Here is a 21,869-nt window from a genome sequence, read left to right on the forward strand (position 1 = left end):
TCCGTATGCATATCTAAAGGACGTTCTGACTCGTTTGCCGACGCAGCGGGCGAGTGAAATTACGGAATTGCTCCCGTACAAGTGGGCGCCCGTTTAACTACGCAAGGAGTGTTCGCCGGACGCTTACGCATAGCGAGACGGCGGACGCGACAACTACCTTGAAAGCGCCGCTTTTTTTAAAGCGTGGGCACGCTCCCTTGTAGGAGCTGGCTTGCCAGCGATACTCGTTAACGATGACGCGTGTAAATCGGATAAACGCGGCGCACGTGAGTCCATCGCAGGCAAGCCAGCTCCCACAATTTGATCGGTGTACATCCGTAAGAAACGGTTCGGTCATCAGGCCGCTTTCGCAGGCAAGCCAGCTCCCACAATTTGATCGGTGTACATCCGTAAGAAACGGTTCGGTCATCAGGCCGCTTTCGCAGGCAAGCCAGCTCCTACAATTTGATCGGTGTACATCTGTAAGAAACGGTTCGGTCATCAGGCCGCCTTCGCAGGCAAGCCAGCTCCTACAATTTGATCGGTGTACATCCGTAAGAAACGGTTCGGTCATCAGGCCGCTTTCGCAGGCAAGCCAGCTCCCACAATTTGATCGGTGTACATCTGTAAGAAACGGTTCGGTCATCAGGCCGCCTTCGCGGGCAAGTCTCGCTCCTTCGGGGTCCGTATTGACCCCTGAAGGAGCAATGCCAAACTCAGGCCAGGCTTTTGCTGACCACTTCAAACACATCGCTGGACAACTGCCCCGAAGCGCGAATCCGCTCCAGTTCTCCCTTCATCAAAGCCTGACGGGCGCTGTCGTACTTGCGCCAGCGAGTCAGCGGCGCCAGCTGGCGAGAAGCAATCTGCGGGTTAAAGCCATTCAACTCGATCACCAGATCCGCCAGGAACCGATACCCGGAACCGTCGGCCGCGTGGAAGTTGATCAGGTTCTGCCCGGCAAACGCACCCACCAGTGCCCGCACCTTGTTCGGATTCTTGATGTTGAACGCCGGGTGCTGCATCAACGCCTTGACTCTCTCCAGGCCACCGGGCAACACGCTGCCGGCCTGGACGCTGAACCACTGATCCATGACCAGCGGGTTGTCCTTGAAGTGTTCGGCGAAGCTGGCCAGTGCCTTGGCCTTCTCGGCTTCGAAGGGTGAGTTGACCAGCACGGCGAGTGCGGTCAGGCGCTCGGTCATGTTGTCGCACGCGTCGAACTGCTCCAGGGTTGCCGCCAAAACCTCCGGCTTGCCGCTGAGCATCAGGTAGGACAACGCGATGTTCTGCAACGCACGGCGGGCGAAATGCTCGGCTTCGGCCACGTACGGCGTTTGCTTCGACAATTCGCGATTGGCCTGATAACGCAGCCACAGGCCATCGAACAGCGCGTCAGCCAGTTGCTTGCGGGCAAACTCGCGGGCGACATGGATCGCCTCGACGTCCGCCACTTCGCTGATCTCGGTCAGGTACGCCTCGCTTGGCAGCGAGAGCATTTCGGCGACCATGGCCTGATCCAGCGACTCGTCCGAGAGCACCGTGCGCAGTGCCGACACCAGCCGCTGATCGAGTACCAGCGCTTCACCCTTCTGCTGCTGGGCGATCAACTCTTGCAGCACCTGCACCGACAGCTGCTGGCCGGCATCCCAGCGATTGAAGCCGTCGCTGTCGTGCTGCATCAGGAACATCAACTGGTCGCGGCTGTACGGGAAGCTCAGCTTCACCGGCGCCGAGAAGCCGCGCAGCAACGAAGGCAGCGGCTGTTCGGCGATGTCGACGAAGGTAAAGGTCTGCTCGGCCTCGTTCACGGAAATGACCCGCGAGGTGCCTTGCGCGGTGGCTTCACCGGACAGACGCAGGGCAATCGCTGCCCCTTTGGAGTCCAGCAGCCCCAGTTCGACCGGGATCACGAACGGCAGTTTTTCAACCTTGTCCGGAGTTTGCGGGCAGCTCTGGCGGAAGGTCAGACTGTAGGTTTTCGCCGTCGCATCAAAGGACTCACTCACCGCAAGACGCGGTGTGCCGGCCTGGCTGTACCAGCGTTTGAACTGGGTCAGGTCGACGCCATTGGCATCTTCCATGGCCTTGATGAAGTCATCACAGGTCACGGCCTGGCCGTCGTGGCGTTCGAAGTACAGGTCACTGCCTTTGCGGAAACCTTCGGCACCGAGCAAGGTATGGATCATGCCGACCACTTCCGAGCCTTTTTCGTACACGGTCAGGGTGTAGAAGTTGGAAATCTCGATGAAGCTGTCCGGGCGCACGGCATGGGCCATGGGGCCGGCGTCTTCGGCGAACTGGTGGGTGCGCAGGTAGGCCACGTCCTGGATGCGCTTGACCGTGGCCGAGTTCATGTCCGAGGAGAAACCGGCATCGCGGAACACGGTGAAGCCTTCCTTGAGCGACAGCTGGAACCAGTCGCGGCAGGTCACCCGGTTGCCCGACCAGTTGTGGAAGTATTCGTGGGCGACGATGGCCTCGACCCGTTGGTGCGCGGCGTCGGTGGCGGTTTCGGCCTTGGCCAGCACGGCGCTGGAGTTGAAGATGTTGAGGCCCTTGTTTTCCATGGCGCCCATGTTGAAGTCATTCACGGCGACGATCATGAAGATGTCCAGGTCGTACTCGCGACCGTAGACCTCTTCGTCCCAGCGCATGGATTTCTTCAGGCTGTTCATGGCGTGCTGACACTTGTCGATGTTTTCCGGCTCGACGTAAATGCGCAGCGCCACGTTGCGCTCGCTCATGGTGGTGAAGCTGTCTTCGACGCACCACAGGTCGCCGGCCACCAGCGCGAACAGGTACGCCGGTTTCTTGAACGGGTCTTCCCAGGTCGCCCAGTGCCGGCCTTCTTCACCGGGACCGGAGGCGATCGGGTTGCCGTTGGACAGCAGCACCGGATAGCTGTGCTGTTCGGCCACCACCGTGGTGGTGAACTTGCTCATCACGTCCGGGCGGTCGAGGTAATAGGTGATCTTGCGAAAGCCTTCGGCCTCGCACTGGGTGCAGAACATCGTGCCGGACTTGTACAGGCCTTCCAGCGCGGTGTTGGTTTCCGGGTGGATCCGGACGCTGGTGTCGACCGTGAAGGTGGAACTGGTCGGGTGCAGGGTCAGGTGACTCTCGGTCAGCTGGTACTGCGCATCGGAAAGCGCCTGGTCGGCCAACGTGACCGACAGCAGTTCCAGCTGCTGGCCGTCCAGCACCAGCGGCGGCAGGCCCGGGCCACGCTCGGGGTTGCGGCGCATCACCAGTTGCGCATGGACCAGGCTGTGGTCCTCGTACAACTCGAAGGTCAGGTGCGTTTCGTCGATCAGGTACTCGGGCGCCTGATAGTCCTTGAGGTAGATCATCTTCGGTTGTTCGGTGCGCATGCTGGAGTCCTTACTGATGCACGGCGAGCTGGTAAGCCGTGTATTTACGAATGTTGATCACGCCGGTGTCGAAGATCAGGTATTGACCCTTGACCCCCATCAACGTGCCTTCGGCAATCGGGTTCTTGTCCAGGTTGAAACTGACGATCTTCGCCGGGTATTGCTCGACCGGGTAGCGGATTTCCAGCGGCTCGACATCGGTCACCGGCTGGATCGCCTGCAAGCCGAATCGCTGCTGCAACACAAGCAGACCTTCAGCGCAGCGGTCGAACAGTTGATCACGGACCTCGGCCAGGTTCACCGCTGCCGCATCGCCCTTGAGTAAAGCACGCCAATTGGTCTTGTCGGCCACCTGACTGCGGAACAGGTCCTCGACGAAACCGGACTGCTGGCGGGTCGATACGCGCATGATCGGCAAGGCCTGGCTCGCACCCTGGTCGAGCCAGCGGGTCGGCAACTGGGTGGCGCGGGTAATTCCGACTTTCACCCCTGACGAGTTGGCCAGGTACACCACGTGATCGGTCATGCAGAACTTCTCGCCCCATTCCGGCTCGCGGCAGGTGCCGGCGTCGAAGTGGCAGCGCTCCGGGCTCATGATGCACACGTCGCACTGGGCCAGTTTGGTCATGCACGGGTAGCAGTAGCCCTGGCTGAAACTGGTCTTGGTCTTGCGTCCGCAATGGATGCAGTAGATCGCCCCCAGGTATTCCAGGCGCACTGTGGTGCCGATCAACGGATTGACCGGAACCTCGGTTTCGCCCAGACGCAAAGCGTATTGCACGTTCGGCCCGTCCAGGCGCGCCGACATTTTGCTGATTGCACCGCGACCAATCTCGATCAATGGATGGCATCCGACTTGAACAGGATGTTCGGTACTTCGATCGACTTCGAAGCGCATTCCTGCGGCCCCATGTAGCCGGTACGCTGGTCCTCGGGCAGGTTCTGCATTTCCCAGGCGATCATCGCCTGCAGCGACAGCTCGCGTTGCTCGGCGGTGAGTTTGCCACCGTCGGACCATTTGCCGATTTCCACGGCCAGCTTCAGGTTCTCGTAGATATCAGGGGTGATGTTCTTGATCATTTCGTTAAAAGAGGACATTGGGTCTCCGTCTCTTTATTGCATGTTCTTAAATTAGGCGGCCAGTTTACGGCGGTTATACAACCCGCCCAACAAACCGGTGAAGCATCCGATGAGCAACCCGCTGACATGGGCTGCGTTGGCGATTTCGCCGAAGCCGATCATCGAGACCAGTCCGGACAGGCACAGTAGCAACCACACCAGCATCATCACCAGCACGCCTCGCGGCAGGCGATAAGCCGGGTTTGGCGCCAGCAGCTGGAAGATCCAGCAATGCCCGAGCAGGCCATACAGCACACCGGACAAACCGCCGAACAAGGTCGGGCCGCTGAAGTAATACTGGGCGTAGTTGGACACCAGGCTGAACAGCAGGGTCAGGCCGATCAGGTTGATACTGCCCTGACGCGACTCGATGCGCCGCCCCAGTTCCCAGTACCACATGCCGTTCATCGCCAGGTGCAGGATGCCGAAGTGGATCAGCATCGGCGTGAACAGGCGCCACCACTGCCCCGCCGCCAGGCTGTCGGCCAGTGGCGTGAAGTGGAGGTACTCGCCGACCACGCGGAACTCTAGGAAGGTCAGCCAGCGCAACGTTTCAAGGTTGTCGCCCAGCAGGGTCACTGCACCGACGATCACGCTCAGCAACAGCACCAGCGCGGTGGCCCTGGCATATTTCAATTGTTCGACGAACCCCGGACGCTTGACGGTCTGTGCCAGCGGAATGTCCAGTTGCTGATCGGGGTCACCCGCCGGAAAACGTTCGTACAGCGCACGCACGTCTTCACTGATGTTCTGCGGCACCCACAGTACCTGCTCGCCAGCTTCTTCGCTGACCCGATGGGGCACTTGCATGCGCTTGAGCAAGGTGACGAACCCGCTCAAGTCCACCGCCAGTGGCAGACGCAATACCGCTACAGCACTCATTGCAGCACCTCCGGCCGCTCGACATCGACCCAGACGAATTTATGCGGATCCAGGCGGGTTTCCTGATCCAGTCGGTAGGCAACCAGCTTGCCGTACAGCACCGCGCTGTAATCCAGACAGGCCAGGTTCGGCCGGATCGGTGCCGGTTTGCCGCTACGCCAGTAATGACCGACGAACAACAACGGCTCATCGATGCCATAACGCAGCAAACTGTTCTTTTCGCTGGACGTCAGTGGCGTCCGGGCCACGGGCTCCGGCAGTGCATCGGGCTGGAACACGATGTCGCCGTAGGTTTTCGGATCGTCTTCCCAGAACTTGGTACGGAAAAACGAACGCACCAGCCCATCGCCGCTGGTCATGGTCAGGCCATGGGGCAAGCGCATGTCCGTGCCGCGCAACAGGCGATCGAATACGGTGCAGGCAAAAGATCCCGACTGCGCCGAAGCCTGGAGAAAAGGCTCGTCGACGCAACCGTTGGGGAACAACGCCCGCAGCGGCTCGATCAGCCCGGCATCCCAACAGGCGTGGACCACGCGAAAACGCCCGGCATCGACGAACAATGGCAGCTTATAGAACCATTGCAGGAAGTCGTGCCAGTCGCCCGGATGGCGTTCGAACTGGGTCAGGGTTTCATGCAACAGGCGGGCATGGCGCGGCGTGTGCTCGCGCACGAATTGCTTGCCGCTGCCGGGTAGCGCTGGCGTGCTCCAGCCCAGCGCATTGAACTCGTGGTTGCCCATGATGCACAGCGCCTGACCGGCCTCGACCATGTCGTGGACGATATGCAGCGCCTCGCGAATCCGCGGGCCACGATCGATGATATCGCCGACGAACACCGCCATGCGCGAGGCGTGTCGCCAGACGCCGCCCTGTTTGTGATAACCGAGTCGGTCGAGCAAGTGCTCCAGGGTCAGAGCGCAACCGTGCACGTCACCGATCAGGTCGTAGCTACGCGCGGGATCGAGCATCAGTCGCCTCCAACCCCCAACTTGCTGCCCCAGCCGAGCTTGGTTCGGCAGACCTCATAGTAGTTGTGGTCGAGCGGGTGAATCAGCCGCAGTTTCTGGGCTTTCTTGCTGACGGTAATGGTGTCGCCCGGCGCGCAGGTAAAGTGGTTCTGCCCGTCACACGAGACTTGCGGGTAAATCTGCATATCCTTGGACACGACGATTTTCAGCTCACTGTTGCCATCGACCACAATCGGTCTACCTGACAATGTATGGGGGTACATCGGCACAATCACAATAGCGTCGAGCTTGGGATGCATGATCGGCCCGCCAGCAGACAGCGCATACGCGGTGGAACCGGTCGGCGTGGCGACGATCAGGCCGTCGGCCTTCTGGCTGCAGACGAACTGGCCGTCGATGTACAGCTCGAACTCGATCATTCGGGTGGATTTGCCAGGGTGCAGGACCACATCGTTCAGTGCATCGCCCTGGCCGATGGCCTCGCCGTGGCGACGGACTTCGGCCTGCAACAGGAAGCGATTTTCCACCAGAAAGTGGCCTTCCAGCACTTCGGCGACCTTGGTTTCAAGCTCGTCGGGACGGATGTCGGTCAGGAAACCCAGGCTGCCCCGGTTGATGCCGAGCACCGGAATATTGTGTTTGGCCAGCGCCCGGGCGGCACCGAGCAGACTGCCATCACCACCAACCACAATGACCATGTCGCAGACTTCGCCGAGCATCTTGCGCGACGAGGTTTGCAGGCCGTGCCCTGGCAGCACTTCGGCGATGGTATCTTCGAGGATCACGTGCAGGTGACGATCGAGCAGAAACCGTTTCAGTCGGCGGACGGTATCCAGCACCTGGGAACTGCCCAGGCGACCGATGATGCCGATATTGCGAAATTGCTCCATGGGGCTCCTGCGGGGATCTGTGTGGCGGCGAAAACCACGATTATGGGCGAAAGCCGCCCGTAGACAAAATCCTTTCAGCTTCAAGGGTGTGCCCGGGTTTCAGGCTATGCTCGCAAGATGATGCTATTTCCGGATTTGCTCCACCTGCCCCATCAATTACGCCATCCCGAAGTGCGTGACCTGGCGTGGGTCATCCTCGCGCCGCCCATGCTGGACGGCACCCTGTGGCCACAGCGTCACCCGCTGGCCGGTAGCGACTGGGTGCAGACACCGCAGCGCCTGGAGCATTGGCTGCGGCAACTGGACCGGGACAGTTATGGCCTGCTGCAGTGGCTGGCCCAGGCCCGGACCCGGCGTCTGGGCCTGTATTACGAACGCCTCTGGCAATTCGCCGTGCAGCATGCCCCGGGCATTGAACTGATTGCCGCCAACATGCCGATTCGCCGCGAGGGGCACACCCTGGGTGAGCTGGACATGCTGCTGCGCGACCGCGACGGCGTGCATCACCTGGAACTGGCGATCAAGCTCTACCTCGGCCCGCAATCCGGCGACGGACACGACACTTCCCAGTGGCTGGGTCCGGGCTGCCACGACCGGCTCGACCGCAAACTGGCGCACCTGAGCAAGCACCAATTGCCGATTTCCGCTCGCCCCGAGAGCCGTGAAGTGCTGGCGGCACTGGATATCCAGGTGTTCAGCGCGCATTTGTGGCTGGGGGGTTACTTGCTGTACCCGTGGCCCGGGCAGGCTGCCTCGCCGGCGGGTGCCCATCCGCAGCATTTGCGCGGTCGCTGGTTGCATCAAAAGGATTGGCCGGCGTTGTTGGCCCAGAGCCCGCCCGGGCGCTGGCAACCCTTGCCCCGCCACGCCTGGCTGGCGCCGGCGCATTATTCGGCGGAGCACACCTGGAGCGCTGGCCAGATGCAGGCGTGGCTGGATGACCTGGACCCGTTGGCACCGGCACAACTGCTGGTGCGCCTGACGGAAAATGCCAATGGCGACTGGGAAGAGGCCGAGCGATTGTTCCTGGTGTCGGACCTTTGGCCGAATGTGCCGGGACAGGGTTGAGTCTTGCATTGTCTGATCCGGCCCCATCGTCGGAACGCCGCCCGGACCAAGCTCGCTCCTACACAATGACCATCAGACCTTCTTGTGCTGCTCGACCCATTGCCCATAGGCATTGATGAAATTTTGCAGGAACGGCCTTACCGACTCGGACAACTTGCCCGCCTCGTCGAATGCCGAACCGGCGTTCCCCAGATAGGCTTCCGGCTGCTGCATCATCGGCACATTCAGAAACACCATGGATTGACGCAGGTTGTGATTGGCACCAAACCCGCCGACGGCCCCCGGCGAAACACTGATAACGGCACCGGGCTTGCCGCTCCACGAACTCTTGCCATAAGGGCGAGAACCGACGTCAATCGCATTTTTCAACGGTGCCGGCACCGAACGGTTGTATTCCGGGGTCACGAACAACACCGCGTCGGATGAGCTCACCTGTTGTCGGAAAGTGCTGTAGGCTGCCGGCGGTGAAGCGCCATCGATGTCTTCGTTATAGAGCGGCAGATCGCCGATTTCGACGATGTTGAGCTTGAGATTGGCCGGCGCCAGCTCTATCAGGGCCCGTGCGACCTTGCGGTTGATCGATTCCTTTCTCAAGCTGCCGACCAGGACGGCGATCGTATAGACGTTGCTCATGGGGGATTCTCGACTGTCCGATAGGAAGAGCTTGTAGTTATAGATGACGATTCAAGCAGCGGGCGACTGAAAACGCCGTCCCTGACTATTTTTTTCCCGTAGGAAAACTTACCTCGCTCAAGTACGGTCTACAGTGCCGAAAATTGAGCGTTTTATCTCCAGAGGTTCCAAGCAGATGGCAGCAGTACTCGTCGGTCAGTTCCATGCAAGAGACGCGCAAGGCCGCATTTATTCGGTGCATGAGTTCCAGGACTCCACCCCGGCAGTAGACGGCTCAGGGCCTGTCACCACCTACAAGCTGGCCATTGGCGACCGCGTCAACAAGGTCGACGACAATGAGTTCATGCTGGTGCAAACCGGCGTGACCATTACCCGCGAACCGCAAATCGCCAGCGCTTCATAACCCGTCGTTATGAGCAGAAGTCATATGCGCGGACTTGGGGTAGGATTCAGCCACTGACTCCTCCACCTGCTGAACATGGACTTCATGCATGCGCTTACGCCATATCGAAGTGATCCAGGCGCTCCTGCAGACCGGTCACCTGGGCACCGCTGCCGAATGGCTGCAGCTGCCGGTGGCCGAAGTCGAGCGCTTGCTGCGCGACGCCGAGGATCAGTTGGGTTTCATGCTGTTCGCCAGTGTTCGCGGGCGTTTGCAGGCCACCCGTGAGGCTCGGGAACTGCAAATGGAAATTGCCCGGGTCTACGACGCGCTCGAACCCGTGCAGCGTCTGGCCAACAGCCTCAGGCAATACCTGGCGCCGCCGCTGCGCATCATCTGCACCCCGCCCCTGGCCAACCAATTGCTGCCACACAGCATCGCGACCCTGCGCCGACGTCTGCCCGATGCGCCTTGCACACTGCTGAGCCAGCCCACCCGCGACATCGTCAGAAGCCTGCTGCTGCGTGAAAGTGATCTTGGCCTGAGCCTGCATGATCCTGATCACGCCGATCTCGATTGCCAGGCGATTGCCCAGGGCAAACTTCAGTTGCTCGCCCCCCATGGCTGGCTGCAACCGAAACAGAAATACATTTCACTGCAGGATCTGGCCGGCCAATCGATGATCGGCCTGGAGGGACAGGACCCGCTGAGCCCGGCACTGGAAAACAAACTGCACGGCTTGCGCCCTGCTCCGGTGATTCAAACCCGGGTCCAGACGCATCAGATGATGCGCAGCATGGTCGAGGCCGGCGAAGGCCTGGCCATCGTCGACCCTTTCACCGCCCTCGGCGCCAAAGCCTCGGGACTGGACACCTGCCCGTTGGCGCCAGCCGTGCCGATCACTCTCTACGCCTTGTCGCTGAAAAACGTCGAACCGTCTCCGGCAGTTCAGGCACTGTTGGCTATCGTCACGGAACAAGCCGCGGCGATGCTGACGAACTGAACGGACTTTCCAGCGGATTTTCGAACAGTCGATACCAGAACAGCGCCACTTCGGCGGTGTTCGGGTCAATACCGCGATAGCGCAACTGGTCGATCCCGCCAATTACGTAACCGCAGCGTTCATAGAGCCGGCAGGCCCCCAGGTTGTTGTTCTGGGTTTCGAGCATGATGCCCGGGAGCTTTTTCTTGCGGCTCCAGAATTGCGCCACGTCCAGCAGGGCCTTGGCCACACCATGCCGTCGAGCCGGTGCATGCACCGCCAGTTCGTCGATATGGGCAAAGCCATTCCAGTTGGTACTGACCACCAGATGCCCCACGGGCTGGTCATCCAGATAGGCCATGAAAATCGCGCTGTCGGCCGCATTGCGAAAGCTGCTGAACTCCTCGGGGTCGATACCGTAACACTTGCGATAAGGCGTGATCGGGGTGACCGGCCACTGTGCTACCGGCTTGCCGATTTCGGCCGCACCGTAGGCCGCGACTTCAAAACTGAAATCACTGCCCCAGATGTAAGAGGCAAAACCCTCGTCGGCAACCCGTACCGACAACCCCGGGAAATTCGGATTTATAACCGGCTGCATACTGGGAAAGGTCCTCATTCCTTGATGCAATCGACGGTGTAGCACCGTCCACTGCCCTGATCTTCGTGTTGCAATCCGTGCACATCAGCAACGAACCCCGGAAAGCTGCTATCGAACGTGCGGGCAAACGCCAGGTAATCGATGATCGAGCGGGTCGACTCGGTAAAACGCTCGCCCGGCATGATCAGCGGAATGCCGGGTGGATACGGCACCAGCATCACTGCGGCGATCCGCCCGTCCAGCGCATCGATCGACACTGCTTCGACTTCACCTCGCACCAATTGATCATAGGCATCCGCCGGCTTCATCGCGACTTCCGGCAGTACGGTGTACATGCGTTTGAGGTGCCTGGCGGTGGCGTTGCTGCGATAACAGGCATGTAGCTGATCGCACAGATCACGCAGGCCCATGCCCTGATAGCGCGCGACATTCTCCTGCGCTACGCACGGCAGGCAACTGGCCAGACTGACGTTGGCGTCGTAGCTGCGCTTGAACTCCAGCAATTCGGTAAGCAGCGTGCTCCACTTGCCTTTGGTGATGCCCATGGAGAACAGCACCAGGAACGAATACAACCCGGTTTTCTCGACCACCAGGCCACGCTCCCAAAGGAACTTGCTGACCACCGCCGCCGGAATCCCGTGCTCACTGAGGGCACCACCGGCGGTCAGCCCCGGCATCACCAGCGTGACCTTGATCGGGTCGAGCAACACATAATCGTCGGTCACGCCGCCAAAGCCATGCCAGTCGGCATCGGGCTGCAGCAGCCAGTCCTCGGTGACGACCCGTTCGATGCCTTGCGCCGACGGCGGTTGCCAGATCGAAAACCACCAGTCATCCGCGGCAATGTGCTGGCGCAAATTGGCCAGCGCCCGGCGAAAACTCAGGGCTTCGTCGAACATTTCCTGCAACAGCGAACGCCCGGCCGGCCCTTCCATCATCGCCGAAGCCACATCCAGCGAGGCGATGATGCCGTACTGCGGTGAGGTCGAGATGTGCATCATGAAGGCTTCGTTGAAGCGATCCCGGTCCAGTTGCCGCGCGCCACCATCGCGCACGTGAATCATCGACGCCTGACTGAAAGCCGCCAGCAACTTGTGGGTGGAGTGGGTGGTAAACACCAACGGGCTGTCTTCATCACGGGACGTGCCCATGCCGTAGCGCCCGGCAAAAAACTCGTGAAACGCCGCATAGGCGTACCAGGCCTCGTCGAAGTGCAGCACCTCAACACTGTTGCCCAGTTGCTGCCTGATCAGTTCCGCGTTGTAGCAGAGGCCGTCATAGGTCGAATTGGTCACCACCGCGAGCCTGACCTTCGGCGAACGCCCCTTGGTCAGTGGACTGGCGTCGATCTTGGCCTGGATCGATTCGCGGCTGAACTCGCTCAGGGGAATCGGGCCAATGATCCCCAGTTCATTACGCTCCGGACACAAGTACAGCGGGATCGCGCCGGTCATGATGATCGAGTGCAGCACCGACTTGTGGCAATTGCGATCCACCAGCACCAGGTCATCGCGGGCAACCACCGAGTGCCAGACAATCTTGTTGGCCGTGGAGGTGCCATTGATCACGAAAAAGGTGTGATCGGCGCCGAAATTACGGGCTGCACGGGCCTCGGCTTCAGCCAGGGGACCGGTGTGATCGAGCAAGGAGCCGAGTTCAGGCACCGACACCGAAAGATCCGAGCGCAGGGTGTTTTCCCCGAAGAACTGGTGAAACGCCTGCCCGACCGGACTTTTGTGATACGCCACGCCACCGCCGTGACCGGGGGTGTGCCACGAATAGTTGGAATCCGCCGTGTGTTGCACCAACGCCTTGAAAAACGGCGGCAACAGGCCATCGAGGTATTTGCGCGCGGCGCGGGCCACCTGTCGGGCGAGAAAGGGCACCGTGTCTTCGAACAGGTAAAGGATGCCGCGCAACTGATTGAGCTCGGCCATGGCGTCGGCAGGCGCGTTTTCCAGGGTCACTGTTTCGCCCAGGGCGAAGATCGGCAGATCCGGTGCACGCACTCGCGCCAGACCGATCAGTTCGGCCATGTTTTGCAACAAATGGGAATGAGCGCTGGCGTCCTCAGAGGCAATCAACATGCAGGACAGGCCATGGTAAGTCGACGCCACCAATCGTCCTTCGGTGTAGTCCACCGCCGAAACGACGCTGAACCCTTCCTGCTCCAGCTCCCGGGCAATGCCCCGCACACGGTCGCCGGCAACGCTGTCGGACTTGATGTCGCGATGGACAATCAGGACCGGGAATTTCAAATCTTTATACATGGGGCTCAGCGTCCTGAGGCGGCAGACCAGAGCCTGCCAATCACCTCAGGGTAGAGTGTTGCGGCGGATGTGGCGAGCGGGATGCACCAACTTGTGGCGACCAGGGATCTTCCCTGTGGCGAGGGAGCTTGCTCCCGCTTGAGTGCGCAGCACTCACAAAATTTGCATTGACTGCAAAAAACCGGGGTCGCTTCGCAACCCAGCGGGAGCAAGCTCCCTCGCCACAAAGAGTACTCATTGGAAATGTGGAACTACGCCTGCGCTTCAGCCTCGGCCAACTGCACCCACAACGCCGGAGCACCCGCGGATTTGCCGATGATTTCCAGGCGCGCCGCGTGGCGGGTCAGGTCGTCTTCGCTGGCGCGGATGATGCGCGTCGGCTGGCGATCGGCTGGTAAACGGCGAATTTCGGTGGCCGAATTGTCCGCCCCTTCACCGGAGCCATTGCCATCGGAGGCGTTACCGGCCAGGGACAGACTGGTCTGCCCCCCGGTCATGGTCAGGTAGACGTCAGCGAGAATCTCGGAGTCGAGCAAGGCGCCGTGCAGTTCACGGCCGGAGTTGTCGACGCCATAGCGCTTGCACAAGGCGTCGAGGCTGTTGCGCTGCCCTGGGTGACGTTCCCGGGCCATCATCAGGGTATCGAGGATCGTGCAGTGCTGCGTGATGTCTGCGCGGTCCTGCTGCCCCATCAGGGCGAATTCGTTGTTGATGAAGCCAACGTCGAACGCCGCGTTGTGGATGATCAGCTGCGCGCCCTTGATGAACTCGAAGAACTCTTCGGCCACTTCGGCAAAACGCGGCTTGCCCACGAGGAACTCGTTGGTGATGCCGTGGACGCCGATGGCGCCCTCGTCACTCTCGCGGTCCGGTTGCAGGTACACGTGAAAGTGCCGGCCCGTCAGGCGTCGGCCGATCAACTCGACACAACCGATTTCGATAATCCGGTGGCCGTCGGTCACCGGCATGCCGGTGGTTTCGGTGTCGAGTACAACGGATCTGGTGGCCATCAGTGCTCAGCTCTCAATCGGTATTCGGGCAAAAGCCGCGATATTAACACGCTTGCCGGGGTCTTTCAGATACACCGTGTTGCCCCCATCGTCGGAGCGCCGCAACTCGGTGTATCGGTTGAACTCAATTCAGCTTTGCTTGTACCCGCGCACTTCATCCACGCCACGGTTGGCCAACTGGTCGGCCCGTTCGTTGCCGTGATGGCCAATGTGGCCGCGCACCCATTTCCAGGTGACCTTGTGGCGGTTGACCTGCTCGTCGAGCAACTTCCACAGGTCAGCGTTTTTTACAGGCTCCTTCGCCGCGGTTTTCCAGCCGCGCTTCTTCCAGTTGTCCATCCACTCGTTGATGCCTTTCATCACGTACTGGGAGTCGGTTACCAGCAGCACGTCGCAGGGACGCTTGAGCTCTTCCAGGCCACGGATCGCGCCCATCAGCTCCATGCGGTTGTTGGTGGTATTGGCTTCGCCGCCCCAGAGTTCCTTTTCGACGCCCTTGCACACCAGCAGCGCGCCCCAGCCGCCAGGGCCAGGGTTGCCCTTGCAGGCGCCGTCGGTGAACAGTTCTACGCTATCGCTCATGCCAGTCTATCCAGAAAATGCGCTGGCCCGCCGATCGCTGATCGACAACGGCCGAAGCCGGGGCAGGCCCGGCCGCAAATAAAAAGTATGTATTACGGTTCGATGTTGCGACGGTTGACCTTGGCCATCGGCAAAGGAATCAACTTGCCCATTGGCTCGCGCCGCTCCTGACGGAGCGGTCGCAGGCCCACCACGATCTTGCGCGCCACCAACAGATAGAAGCCGCCGCCCGACAGTTGCCAGTCACCGGCCTTGCGCTCCCAACCGGCCAGGCGGGTCTGCCATGCCGGTGACGCAAGGGGCGGACGATAGCACCCGAAGCGGCGTTTCTCCAGCGCGAAGCCCAGCAGGTTCAGCCAGTCCGCGACCCGTGACGGCGAAATGCAGCGCGCCTTGCGCAACGCATCCTGGGCAAACACATGCCGCAGGCCCCAACTGCTCCAGGGATTGATGCCAATGATCAGCAAATGCCCGCCGGGGCGTACGCTGCTGGCCGCCTCGCGAAGCAAACCGTGGGGCGACAGGCAGAAATCCAGACCATGCTGCAGCACCACCACGTCGGCAGCATGCTCGCTCAACGGCCAGGCCTGTTCCTCGCAGACGATCTCGACCCCCGGCAACGGCGCGCCCAGGCGCACATTACGCTGCACCTGCGGGGCTGACGGCGGGGTCTGGGCCGAGGGGCCGTAATGCACCAGATAACCACCAAAGAACCGCCCGAGCTCGTCTTCGAGCATGCGCCGCTCTTCGTCCAGCAGAAATTGCCCGATGGGACCGGCCAGCCACTCGCGGGCCGCGCTGATCAACGCCAGCCAGTCAGGATCAGCCTGTGCGAACGCTTTATCAGTCATTGCATTCTCCAACACGCCAGGAAGTTCTAAGATGCGCCAATGTTTTCCGCTTGGCGAATCCGACGATGATACAGATCACTGCCCTGCCCGCCTTCACCGACAACTACATCTGGTTGTTACAAGACCACGCCAGCAAGCGTTGCGCGGTCGTCGACCCGGGTGATGCCGCCCCGGTACAAACCTGGCTCGCGGCCAATCCGGGTTGGGTACTGAGTGATATTTTGATCACTCATCACCATCATGACCATGTCGGCGGCGTCGAGTTGCTGAAGAAAGCGACAAACGCGAAAGTCTATGGCCCGGCCAGCGAAAGAATCCCGGCGCGGGACGTTGCGCTCAAAGACAACGACAAGGTCAGTGTACTCGGCCTGGACTTCGATATCTTCACGGTCCCTGGCCACACCCTGGGGCATATCGCCTATTACCATCACGGCTTGCTGTTCTGCGGCGACACCTTGTTTGCCGCCGGCTGCGGGCGGTTGTTCGAAGGCACGCCACAGCAAATGTACAGCTCGCTGACACGCCTCGCTGCGTTGCCGGAAGACACACTGGTGTACTGCACCCACGAATACACCCTCGGCAATCTGAAGTTTGCGGCGGCCGTCGAACCGGACAATCCGCACACCGCCGAGCGCCTGGCCAAAGTCACCCGCCAACGGGAATCCGGGATCATGACGCTGCCGTCGACCCTGGCACTGGAAAAGCTCACAAACCCGTTTTTGCGCTCCGGTGAAACATCCGTTAAAGAAAAAGCGGACGAACGGACCGGCACCGATAACTCGGCGCCCGATATGGTTTTTGCTGCAATTCGAGCGTGGAAAGACACGTTCTAAAGGGGCTTCTCAAGATTGCAACAATTCTGAAAGGTTGACCGCGCAGGGTGCCCTTTCTAGAATCGCCCGACATTTTTGCCCGGAACTTACTTCCAGCCAATGTCGTCACCTATTCGCAAAGCCATCAGTTCAGACGCATTGACCCGCTTGGCTCAAGCCATTGCGGTGGCTGTGTCCGCCACCCTGGCGGGCTGTTCCAGCCATGCGCCGCAGACCGATGCGGCGCATACGTCGAACATCGCCGCGCGCGCCAAGCAGAAGCCGATCTGGCTCAGCGAAAAACCCAGCCCGCAAATTCCGCAGGACGTCTGGGAGCGTATGCGCCAGGGCTTCCAGTTGCAGGACGGGCTGGGCGTCAACCCGCGCATCGAGCAACAGCGCCTTTGGTTCGCCAGCAACCCATCTTTCCTCGAAAACGCCGGCGAACGTGGCAGCTTATACATTCATTACATCGTCGAACGCCTTGAAGAGCGCAACATGCCGCTGGAACTGGCACTGTTGCCAGTGATTGAAAGTGCCTACAACCCGATGGCCTATTCCCGGGCCGACGCGGTGGGTCTTTGGCAATTCATCCCCTCCACCGGGCGTTACTTCAACCTGCGTCAAACCCGTTTCTATGATGGCCGTCGCGACATCACCGCCTCGACCACCGCCGCGCTGGATTACCTGACCCGCCTGCACGACATGTTCAACGGCGACTGGATGCTGGCCCTGGCGGCCTACAACGCCGGCGAAGGCACCGTCAGCCGGGCCATCGAGCGCAACGAGCGTCTCGGCCTGCCGACCGACTACTGGAACCTGCCGCTGCCCGCCGAAACCCAGGCCTACGTGCCAAAGCTGCTGGCACTCTCGCAAGTGGTGATGGCACCGGAAGCCTACGGCGTGAACCTCAACCCGATCGCCAACGAACCCTACTTCCAGGTCGTCGAAATCAACCAGCGCATGGACCTGTCCAAAGTCGCTGAAGTCGCCAACATCGATGAAGACGAACTGTTCCAGCTCAATCCGGCCTTCAAGCAGCGCACCACCATCGACGGCCCGCAGCACCTGCTGGTGCCGACGTCCAAGGCGCAACTGCTGACCAGCAGCCTGCAGACCATGCGTCCTGAAGAGTTGATCAGCAAAAAATCGCTCAAGCCGGTCTTCGAAGGTGCCGACGACACCCAGGTCGCCAGTGTCAGACGCGCCTACCGGGTCAAGCGGGGTGACAACCTCGGCGCCATTGCCAAGGCCAACAACGTTGACGTGAAGGACCTGCAACGCTGGAACAAACTGACAGGCAAGAACCTCAAGCCCGGCCAGACCCTGGTCATGCAGGACACCGGCAAACGCAGCTCCGGGCGCGTCAACACCGTGATTGCAGCCAATACCAAAAAACAGCAGACCACGTACAAGGTCCAGCAAGGCGACTCGCTGTACATCGTGGCCAAGCGCTTCAACGTGGAGATGCAGCACCTCAAGCGCTGGAACCCGCGTGTCGGCCAGGCGCTGAAGCCTGGTCAGATGTTGACGGTGGCCAATCCGCATTAAAAAAAGCCCCTGAATTCAGGGGCTTTTTTATGGCGGGTCGCAAACCTGTAGGAGCTGGCTTGCCAGCGAAGGCGTCGGCACAGTCAACAACAGTGTGACGGTCAGATCGCTTTCGCTGGCAAGCCAGCTCCTACAGGATTGCGACCCGCCGATATTACGCATTAACCCCCCGTCTTTTTCCTGTCCATACAAGCTGTTACTGTACGATCCACAAAGCCCAAGCCGCCTGGATCGGATCCCCTATTTGAAGCGTCCCCTGCTCCTGTTCCTGATCAGCCTGGCGTTGAGTTCCACCGCAAGCGCGACGATCAGCGAAAGCCATGGTTATGCGCAGTTCGGCACGCTCAAGTACCCGGCCCGATTTACCCACTTCGACTGGGTCAACCCGCAAGCGCCCAAGGGCGGTACGTTGCGGGTGATGGCGTTTGGTACCTTCGATACGCTCAACCCGTACACCTTCAAGGGCACCAGCCCGGTCACCACAGCGAATTTCCTGCAATACGGCATCAACGAGCTCAACGAACCGCTGATGGTCGGCACCGGGCAGTACGCGCCGTCAGGTGACGAGCCCGCATCCAGCTATGGCCTGATTGCCCAGTCCGTGGAGTACAACGAGGACCGTAGCTGGGTGGTGTTCAACCTGCGCCCCGAAGCACGCTTCCATGACGGTACGGCGATCACCGCCTACGACGTCGCGTTCTCCTATCGCGTGCTGCTCAAGGAGGGCCATCCGCTGTACCGCACCAGCCTTCAGGAAGTACTGCGGGTCGACATTCTCAACTCGCAGAGAATCCGTTTCGTATTCAAGCGTGCCGGCAATCCGCTGCTGATCCTGCGCCTGGGTGAAATGCCGGTGCTGGCGCAGCACTACTGGAAAGGTCGCGACTTCAAGGCCACCACCTTCGAGCCGCCGTTGGGCAGCGGGCCCTATCGCATCACGTCGGTCACGCCAGGACGACAGATCGTCTTCGAACGGGTCAAGGATTACTGGGGCAAGGACCTGGCGGTCAATCGCGGCAAGTACAACTTCGACCGCATGGAAGTCGAGTTTTACCGCGACAGCGACGTGGCGTTCGAGGCGTTCAAGGCCGGTGAATTCGATATCTATATCGAGCATCAGGCGAAGAACTGGGACACTGGCTACAACTTCCCCGCCATACGCCGCGGTGAGGTAATCAAGGCACAGATTCCCCATCAGATCCCGACCCAGACCCAGGGCCTGTTCATGAACAGCCGGCGTCCGGCATTCTCGGACGCCAAGGTCCGTGAAGCGCTGGGGCTGATGTTCAACTTTGAATGGACCAACCGCACGCTGTTCAGCGGCGCCTACCATCGCGCCATGAGCTACTACCCCAACAGCGAATTCTCGGCCAGCGGTTTGCCGGTCGGGCACGAATGGCTGCTGCTCAAGCCTTATCGTGAACATCTGCCGGCCAGGCTCTTTACCGAGCCGTTCAGCCTGCCGCAGACCGATGGGCACGGCATCCCCCGGGAGACCTTGCGCAAAGCCCTTGGCCTGCTTGCCGAAGCCGGCTGGAAGCTCAATGGCCAGCGCATGCAAAATGCCACCGGGCAGCCCTTGCGACTGGAGTTGCTGCTGGTCAACCCGAACCTGGAGCGCATCCTCCAGCCTTACGTCGAGAACCTGGCCAGCATCGGCATCGACGCTCAACTGCGCACGGTCGATCGCGCGCAATACAAACAGCGCCTGGACCAGTTCGATTTCGACATGATTCTGATGACCCTCAACCAGACGCTCAGCCCGGGCCTGGAACAGTGGCAGTACTTTCATTCCAGCCAGGCCGGGGTCAAGGGCAGCAAAAACTACGCAGGCATAACCAACCCGGTGGTCGATCGTCTGCTCGAGCAGTTACTGGCGGCACAGACCCGCGATGAACAGGTCGCCGCCGGCAAGGCCCTCGACCGCGTGCTGCTGTGGCAGCACTACATCGTTCCCAACTGGTACCTCAATTATCACCGCCTGGCGTACCGCAATCGGCTCGCCTTCGTCACTACGCCGCCTTATACCCTGGGCCTTAACGCGTGGTGGCTGAAATCTTCGGAGAAAGATCAATGAAACCCATCCGCACCCTGCTCTTGCAGGCCAGCGGCCTGTTGTTCGCCGGGCTGGCCTGCGCCGCCCCGCAACATGCCTTGACTCTGTACAACGAGCCGCCGAAATACCCGGCCGACTTCAAACACTTCGATTACGTCAATCCCGACGCGCCCAAGGGCGGGATTTTCCGGCAGGCCGGTTTCGGCGGATTCGACAGCCTCAACCCGTTCATCAGCAAAGGCGTGCCAGCAGACGATATCAGCATGATCTACGACACCCTGGCCAAGCAGGGCCTGGACGAGCCGTTCTCCGAGTACGGCCTGATCGCCCGCCTGATCGAGAAAGCCCCGGACAACAGCTGGGTACGTTTCTACCTGCGCCCCGAAGCACGTTTCCACGACGGCCACCCGATCCGTGCCGAAGACGTGGTGTTCAGCTTCCAGATGCTGACCAAGGATGGCGCGCCGATGTACCGCGGCTACTACAACGACGTGGCCGAAGTGATCGCCGAAGACCCGCTGACCGTACTGTTCAAGTTCAAGCACACCAACAACCGCGAGCTGCCGCTGATCCTCGGCCAGTTGCCGGTGCTGCCCAAGCATTGGTGGGCCGACCGCGACTTCAACAAGGGCAACCTGGAGATCCCGCTGGGCAGCGGCCCGTACAAGGTCAGCGAAGTGAAGGCCGGACGCTCGGTGCGCTATGAACGCGTCAAGGATTACTGGGGCAAGGACTTGCCGGTCAATCGGGGGTTCTACAACTTCGACGTGATGACCACCGACTATTACCGCGACAACACCGTGGCCCTGGAAGCGCTCAAGGCCGGGCAGTTCGACTACTGGCTGGAAATGACCGCAAAAAACTGGGCCAATGCCTACAACACTCCGGCGGTCACCGAAGGTCGACTGGTCAAGGAACAGATTCCCAACGGTAATCCGACCGGTATGCAAGGTTTCGTCTTCAACCTGCGCCGCCCGGTGTTCCAGGATGTGCGCGTGCGCCAGGCCTTGTCGCTGTTGCTGGACTTCGAATGGACCAACAAGCAACTGTTCAACGGTGCCTATGTGCGTACCCGCAGTTACTTCGAGAACTCGGAAATGGCTGCCACTGGCCTGCCTGATGCCGAACAGTTGGCGATCCTCGAGCCGTTGCGCAGCAAGCTGGCGCCGCAAGTGTTCAGCGAAGCGTTCCAGAACCCGACCACCGACGGCAGCGGCATGATCCGCGCCCAGCAACGGCAAGCCTATCAACTGCTGCAAGAGGCCGGCTGGCGCATCGTCGATGACAAAATGGTCGATGCCACCGGCAAACCGGTGGTCATCGAATTCCTGTTGGCCCAGACCGAATTCGAACGGGTGCTGCTGCCGTTCAAGCGCAACCTCAGTGACCTGGGCATCGATCTGGTGATCCGCCGGGTCGACGTCTCGCAATACATCAACCGCGTGCGTTCCCGGGACTTCGACATGATCGTCGGCAGCTTCCCGCAGTCCAACTCGCCGGGGAACGAACAACGGGAGTTCTGGATGTCGGCCGCTGCCGACAAACCCGGCAGCCGCAATTCCATGGGCCTCAAAGACCCGGTGGTCGACCAACTGGTCGAGCAACTGATCAACGCCGATTCGCGCAACAGCCTGGTGGCCCACGCCCGCGCGCTGGACCGCGTTCTGCAATGGGGCTATTACGTAATACCCAACTGGCACATCAAGACCTGGCGCGTGGCGTACTGGAACCACATCGGCCATCCCAAGGTCTCGCCTAAATACGACATCGGCACGTCCACCTGGTGGGTCAAGCCCGATATCAAGCCGGCGCTGGAAGTCGAAACCACACTGCAGGCCGATCCTGCAGGCACGGAGTAA

At 60.6% G+C, this 21,869-nt stretch carries 20 protein-coding genes; 8 read left to right on the forward strand and 12 right to left on the reverse strand.

The window, feature by feature from the left end; all coding sequences use genetic code 11:
* Positions 1 to 97: transposase domain-containing protein (locus KGA81_RS15880; RefSeq protein ID WP_223545205.1), on the forward strand; the 97-nt coding region annotated here is incomplete at its 5' end.
* Between the two features lie 598 nt (positions 98 to 695).
* Here the strand turns inward: KGA81_RS15880 and pepN are convergent.
* From pepN to KGA81_RS15910, 6 genes are read right to left on the reverse strand one after another with little or no spacing between them, the layout of a single operon-like run.
* The gene (pepN, locus tag KGA81_RS15885) at positions 696 to 3,353 is read right to left on the reverse strand and encodes an aminopeptidase N (protein ID WP_223547146.1); all 2,658 of its coding nucleotides are present in this window, start codon (positions 3,351 to 3,353) and stop codon (positions 696 to 698) included.
* 10 nt (positions 3,354 to 3,363) lie between these two features.
* Positions 3,364 to 4,194 (reverse strand): DUF2797 domain-containing protein, encoded by an 831-nt coding sequence (locus tag KGA81_RS15890; protein WP_223547147.1) that lies wholly within the window; start codon positions 4,192 to 4,194, stop codon positions 3,364 to 3,366.
* Entirely contained in the window at positions 4,191 to 4,451 is a 261-nt protein-coding gene (locus tag KGA81_RS15895; RefSeq protein ID WP_223547148.1) for a YeaC family protein, read from the reverse strand. The genes KGA81_RS15890 and KGA81_RS15895 overlap by 4 nt, the downstream gene beginning before the upstream one ends.
* Positions 4,452 to 4,484: 33 nt before the next feature.
* Positions 4,485 to 5,354 (reverse strand): rhomboid family intramembrane serine protease, encoded by an 870-nt coding sequence (locus tag KGA81_RS15900; protein ID WP_223547149.1) that lies wholly within the window; start codon positions 5,352 to 5,354, stop codon positions 4,485 to 4,487.
* Positions 5,351 to 6,325, reverse strand: a complete 975-nt coding sequence (locus KGA81_RS15905; protein ID WP_411736561.1) for a metallophosphoesterase — start codon at positions 6,323 to 6,325, stop codon at positions 5,351 to 5,353. Before KGA81_RS15905 ends, KGA81_RS15900 begins: the two co-directional genes overlap by 4 nt.
* The gene (locus tag KGA81_RS15910) at positions 6,322 to 7,212 is read right to left on the reverse strand and encodes an NAD(+) kinase (protein ID WP_223547151.1); all 891 of its coding nucleotides are present in this window, start codon (positions 7,210 to 7,212) and stop codon (positions 6,322 to 6,324) included. Before KGA81_RS15910 ends, KGA81_RS15905 begins: the two co-directional genes overlap by 4 nt.
* A 117-nt stretch (positions 7,213 to 7,329) precedes the next feature.
* Between KGA81_RS15910 and KGA81_RS15915 the strand changes: the two genes are divergently transcribed.
* Positions 7,330 to 8,280, forward strand: a complete 951-nt coding sequence (locus KGA81_RS15915) for a DUF1853 family protein (RefSeq protein ID WP_223547152.1) — start codon at positions 7,330 to 7,332, stop codon at positions 8,278 to 8,280.
* Between the two features lie 72 nt (positions 8,281 to 8,352).
* Here the strand turns inward: KGA81_RS15915 and KGA81_RS15920 are convergent, their stop codons facing one another.
* A complete protein-coding gene (locus KGA81_RS15920; RefSeq protein ID WP_223547153.1) occupies positions 8,353 to 8,913 on the reverse strand; it encodes an NADPH-dependent FMN reductase in 561 nt (186 codons plus the stop codon).
* 175 nt (positions 8,914 to 9,088) lie between these two features.
* Here KGA81_RS15920 and KGA81_RS15925 point away from each other — a divergent pair, with 175 nt between their 5' ends.
* Together KGA81_RS15925 and KGA81_RS15930 are read left to right on the forward strand one after the other, a co-directional pair.
* Positions 9,089 to 9,316: a hypothetical protein gene (locus KGA81_RS15925; protein WP_223547154.1), complete on the forward strand. Its 228-nt coding sequence runs from the start codon at positions 9,089 to 9,091 to the stop codon at positions 9,314 to 9,316.
* 88 nt (positions 9,317 to 9,404) lie between these two features.
* A complete protein-coding gene (locus tag KGA81_RS15930; RefSeq protein ID WP_223547155.1) occupies positions 9,405 to 10,298 on the forward strand; it encodes a LysR substrate-binding domain-containing protein in 894 nt (297 codons plus the stop codon).
* On the opposite strand, the gene KGA81_RS15935 is transcribed toward KGA81_RS15930, so the two are convergent.
* The 5 genes from KGA81_RS15935 to KGA81_RS15955 form a co-directional block, all read right to left on the reverse strand.
* Positions 10,264 to 10,878 carry a GNAT family N-acetyltransferase gene (locus KGA81_RS15935; RefSeq protein ID WP_223547156.1) on the reverse strand — a complete coding sequence of 205 codons (615 nt, stop codon included), beginning with the start codon at positions 10,876 to 10,878 and terminating at the stop codon, positions 10,264 to 10,266. The two genes, KGA81_RS15930 and KGA81_RS15935, sit on opposite strands and share 35 nt — an antisense overlap.
* A 14-nt stretch (positions 10,879 to 10,892) precedes the next feature.
* On the reverse strand, positions 10,893 to 13,148 hold the full coding sequence (locus tag KGA81_RS15940; RefSeq protein ID WP_223547157.1) for an Orn/Lys/Arg decarboxylase N-terminal domain-containing protein: 2,256 nt from the start codon (positions 13,146 to 13,148) through the stop codon (positions 10,893 to 10,895).
* 251 nt (positions 13,149 to 13,399) lie between these two features.
* Entirely contained in the window at positions 13,400 to 14,158 is a 759-nt protein-coding gene (gene dnaQ, locus KGA81_RS15945) for a DNA polymerase III subunit epsilon (protein ID WP_223547158.1), read from the reverse strand.
* 129 nt (positions 14,159 to 14,287) lie between these two features.
* Entirely contained in the window at positions 14,288 to 14,740 is a 453-nt protein-coding gene (gene rnhA, locus KGA81_RS15950; protein WP_223547159.1) for a ribonuclease HI, read from the reverse strand.
* A gap of 92 nt (positions 14,741 to 14,832) precedes the next feature.
* Complete coding sequence (locus tag KGA81_RS15955; RefSeq protein WP_095946203.1) at positions 14,833 to 15,591, reverse strand: class I SAM-dependent methyltransferase; 759 nt, start codon at positions 15,589 to 15,591, stop codon at positions 14,833 to 14,835.
* 65 nt (positions 15,592 to 15,656) lie between these two features.
* On the opposite strand from KGA81_RS15955, the gene gloB reads away from it, so the two are divergent.
* The 4 genes from gloB to KGA81_RS15975 all read left to right on the forward strand — a co-directional run bounded on the left by gloB (position 15,657) and on the right by KGA81_RS15975 (position 21,869).
* Positions 15,657 to 16,424, forward strand: coding sequence for a hydroxyacylglutathione hydrolase (gloB, locus tag KGA81_RS15960; RefSeq protein ID WP_223547160.1), 768 nt, complete (start codon positions 15,657 to 15,659; stop codon positions 16,422 to 16,424).
* Positions 16,425 to 16,523: 99 nt separating this feature from the next.
* Positions 16,524 to 17,954, forward strand: a complete 1,431-nt coding sequence (locus KGA81_RS15965; protein WP_223547161.1) for a transglycosylase SLT domain-containing protein — start codon at positions 16,524 to 16,526, stop codon at positions 17,952 to 17,954.
* A gap of 256 nt (positions 17,955 to 18,210) precedes the next feature.
* A complete protein-coding gene (locus tag KGA81_RS15970) occupies positions 18,211 to 20,031 on the forward strand; it encodes an extracellular solute-binding protein (RefSeq protein ID WP_411736562.1) in 1,821 nt (606 codons plus the stop codon).
* Positions 20,028 to 21,869 carry an extracellular solute-binding protein gene (locus KGA81_RS15975; protein ID WP_223547163.1) on the forward strand — a complete coding sequence of 614 codons (1,842 nt, stop codon included), beginning with the start codon at positions 20,028 to 20,030 and terminating at the stop codon, positions 21,867 to 21,869. The genes KGA81_RS15970 and KGA81_RS15975 overlap by 4 nt, the downstream gene beginning before the upstream one ends.

The organism is Pseudomonas sp. A-B-19, assembly GCF_019947515.1.
Lineage (GTDB): Bacteria > Pseudomonadota > Gammaproteobacteria > Pseudomonadales > Pseudomonadaceae > Aquipseudomonas.